The following is a 2,738-nucleotide window of genomic DNA, read 5'->3' as shown; positions in this document are numbered from 1 at the left end:
GATCTGGAGGATGCAATAAATCTGAGCGTGAAGCCCCTGACGACTACAGGCCAGTGCCAGCTCAGATTCATCCAGAGCTAGATATTCCAGTCGCTGTGCATCATCGAAATCAGGGAGGCCATACAGCGCTTCCTGCTCGGCATTATTTAAAACAGCCAGTCGTTCACTTTTGCCTGTCGCTTTGCCACGAGTAGTCATCCTGACCCCGATTAATCATGTCCGTAAGAGGATCGTTCTGCGGACAGTAAAAATTTTAATTTACGCTTCAGAGAAAATCACTGCTGACGTTGTCTCATATCACTGGTACGATATCAATCTCTTTCACGGCCCCTTATACGTACATATTTATGACAGAAATACGCATTGGCTATGCCCGATGTTCAACTGACCGCCAGGATCTGGCTGCACAGCAAGAAGCCCTCGTCGGTCTGGGCGTTTCCCCGGACCGGATTTATACCGATAAGGGGCTGACCGGTTCAAATCGCCAGCGTCCCGGTCTGGATCAGGCTCTGGCGGCTGTTCGCCAGGGAGACACGCTGGTCGTACCTAAACTGGACAGGCTGGCCCGTTCAGTTCCGGATGCAAGAGAAATTGCTGATGCCCTTCAGGCCCGTGGCGTGAAGCTGGCGCTGGGAAACAGCCTCTACGACCCTGCGGATCCGATGGGTAAGATGTTCTTTAACGTGCTGGCGACGTTTGCTGAGTTTGAAGGTGACCTGATACGGCTGCGTACCCGCGAAGGTATGGCCATCGCCAGGGCAAAAGGGAAACTGCGGGGAAAACAACCAAAGTTGTCTGATAAGCAGCAAAAGGAGCTTTGCAGGATGCACGGAAGCGGCGAGTACTCTATCAGCGATCTGGCTGAATTATTCTCCGTCTCCCGCCCTACGGTCTATCGGACGCTTTCTCGTGGAAAATAATGGAAAATGGGATTTAATGAAAATTAGCATGGAGCGGTTATGTACAACAACAATGAAGTTATAAGTTATTTGCAGGCTAATAAAATTCTTGCGTTAAAACTCGACCATGCATTAACGGGCGTAGGAAAGGCTGTATCCAGTCAGATTGAAACGATAGGTGCCGGTGCAACGCGAGCACTATATTACACATCCTGTTTTACCGATGAATATCAGGATGTCTGCCAGAAACAAAAGACCGAAGACATTCGATTCAAAAACGGCGTTATTTATATTTTGCAACATGGCAATGTTGCGTATGACATGCTCAAAATATATTTCGAAGAAATATTTAAATATAAAACCTCCGATCAACTGGAGCGCATCAAACAAATGCTTATGGCTGTTAATATCCATATTGCTGCCAGTTCACTCACAAACGCTGGTTTTGCTCTGGCAACAGCATCATTTGTTGCAGCAGGCATGAATCTAAGTCTTGAACTCAGTGCACTGGCAGGGCGAAGAGCAGGCGGGGTTGTAGGGGCTATTGGCATATACGGCGTGGTACAAAAAGCGGCTGATAGCGCCCATCGCCTACACGTCCAATACCCGGCCTATTACTCTGCACTCTACATGCAACAACTAGAAATGATGTACTTCCTGATAGAGCCATTGTTTGAGCGGGCTGAGGCGTTTAAAGCACAATGGGTATCGGATGATGGTATTGCAGATATCATCACCAGGATGATTCGATAATTATGATGAATCTTATTAAAAGGTTTTTCAGACGGGTATTCAGGTCATTGATTTCGTATTATGGTCCGGCAGCGCTGACAATAATTTTCGCTATAGTTCAGGGTTTGTTTTTTCCTGACAGCCCAATCTGGCTTATCCCCGTATTTTTTGTATTTGTGATGGTTGTTTTATCAATATGTGAGATTGTAAAGTTCAAACGTTAGCACCATCGTAAATTTATTTATAAGGAAATAGTATGTCTACACCCGCACATTTATGGCTTGAAGATGAGAACGGATCTCCGATAGTCGGTAGTTGCATGATGCCACTCCGCCTGGGTTCTATCGAGTTAAAATCATTCTCTCACGGTGTCACTATTCCAGTTGACCCGAGCTGGGGAAAACTTACAGGTACGCGCGTTCACCGCCCTATAACGATAGTGAAAGAATTTGATCAGACAACCCCCCTTCTGTATCGCGCTGTCTGTGAAGGTCGGACCATGAAGAAAGCGACAATCAAGATGTACCGTATTCTGGAATCGGGCATCGAGGCCGAGTATTTCAATATCATTCTGGAAAACGTCAAATTCACAACGGTCGCACCATTCCTGTCTCCTAACGGTATGAGTAGTACTCACCTGGAAACGCTTGAATTGCGTTATGAAGCAATTACCTGGAAGTATACGGAGGGTAATATTATCTATCGTGATTCATGGAACGATCGTTGTTGTGCCTGATTACGAGGGATACCAAAGGAGGCAATTGCCTCCTTTTGCTCTAACGAGGAGATAAAATGATCGACTTAACCGCAGAACAGCGACAGCTGGCGAAAATAGTTCATGATTATGCCTGCCGATTCCCTCTGACAGAAAATGGCGATGCTCAGTTATTGCAGGGCTGTTATGACTATATGGATGCTTTTAAGCGGGTAATGAACAGCACGTCGAAAGTCCAGATGGACTACATTTGCCTGCAATACCCTGGATATTTTCGCTTTGCAAAATGGATGGAAAGGCTGGCACAAGGCATTGCCGATGGAGTCATTGAAGTGCCGAAAGATCACTAAAATATCGCGCCGGAAATTTCGGCGGTTCCGGCGTAGAACCCC

5 protein-coding genes are annotated in these 2,738 nt (G+C 46.5%); 4 read left to right on the top strand and 1 reads right to left on the bottom strand.

The genetic code is table 11. The features are described from left to right. On the bottom strand, nucleotides 1-198 hold a 198-nt coding region (locus GA0061070_RS24230), incomplete at its 3' end, for a DUF4158 domain-containing protein (protein WP_139109841.1). Nucleotides 199-347: 149 nt separating this feature from the next. Between GA0061070_RS24230 and GA0061070_RS24225 the strand changes: the two genes are divergently transcribed. The 4 genes from GA0061070_RS24225 (at nucleotide 348) to GA0061070_RS24205 (ending at nucleotide 2,696) form a co-directional block, all read left to right on the top strand. Beyond that, nucleotides 348-920 carry a recombinase family protein gene (locus GA0061070_RS24225; RefSeq protein WP_090139071.1) on the top strand — a complete coding sequence of 191 codons (573 nt, stop codon included), beginning with the start codon at nucleotides 348-350 and terminating at the stop codon, nucleotides 918-920. 39 nt (nucleotides 921-959) lie between these two features. Then, entirely contained in the window at nucleotides 960-1,652 is a 693-nt protein-coding gene (locus tag GA0061070_RS24220) for a hypothetical protein (protein ID WP_090139069.1), read from the top strand. 235 nt (nucleotides 1,653-1,887) lie between these two features. Continuing rightward, complete coding sequence (locus GA0061070_RS24210) at nucleotides 1,888-2,367, top strand: Hcp family type VI secretion system effector (protein ID WP_090139065.1); 480 nt, start codon at nucleotides 1,888-1,890, stop codon at nucleotides 2,365-2,367. 56 nt (nucleotides 2,368-2,423) lie between these two features. Beyond that, complete coding sequence (locus GA0061070_RS24205) at nucleotides 2,424-2,696, top strand: arylsulfatase regulator (RefSeq protein ID WP_090139063.1); 273 nt, start codon at nucleotides 2,424-2,426, stop codon at nucleotides 2,694-2,696. The last annotated feature ends 42 nt before the right edge of the window (nucleotides 2,697-2,738 follow it).

Origin of the sequence: Kosakonia oryziphila (assembly GCF_900094795.1) — a bacterium.
GTDB lineage: Bacteria > Pseudomonadota > Gammaproteobacteria > Enterobacterales > Enterobacteriaceae > Kosakonia > Kosakonia oryziphila.
The sequence above is the reverse complement of the archived record's forward strand: the minus strand, read 5'-3'. Positions and strand labels throughout refer to the sequence as shown.

Coding starts and splice junctions, on each gene's coding strand:
- GA0061070_RS24210 (WP_090139065.1), top strand. CDS start 1,888: ATGTCTACACCCGCACATTTATGGCTTGAAGATGAGAACGGATCTCCG.
- GA0061070_RS24220 (WP_090139069.1), top strand. CDS start 960: ATGTACAACAACAATGAAGTTATAAGTTATTTGCAGGCTAATAAAATT.
- GA0061070_RS24205 (WP_090139063.1), top strand. CDS start 2,424: ATGATCGACTTAACCGCAGAACAGCGACAGCTGGCGAAAATAGTTCAT.
- GA0061070_RS24225 (WP_090139071.1), top strand. CDS start 348: ATGACAGAAATACGCATTGGCTATGCCCGATGTTCAACTGACCGCCAG.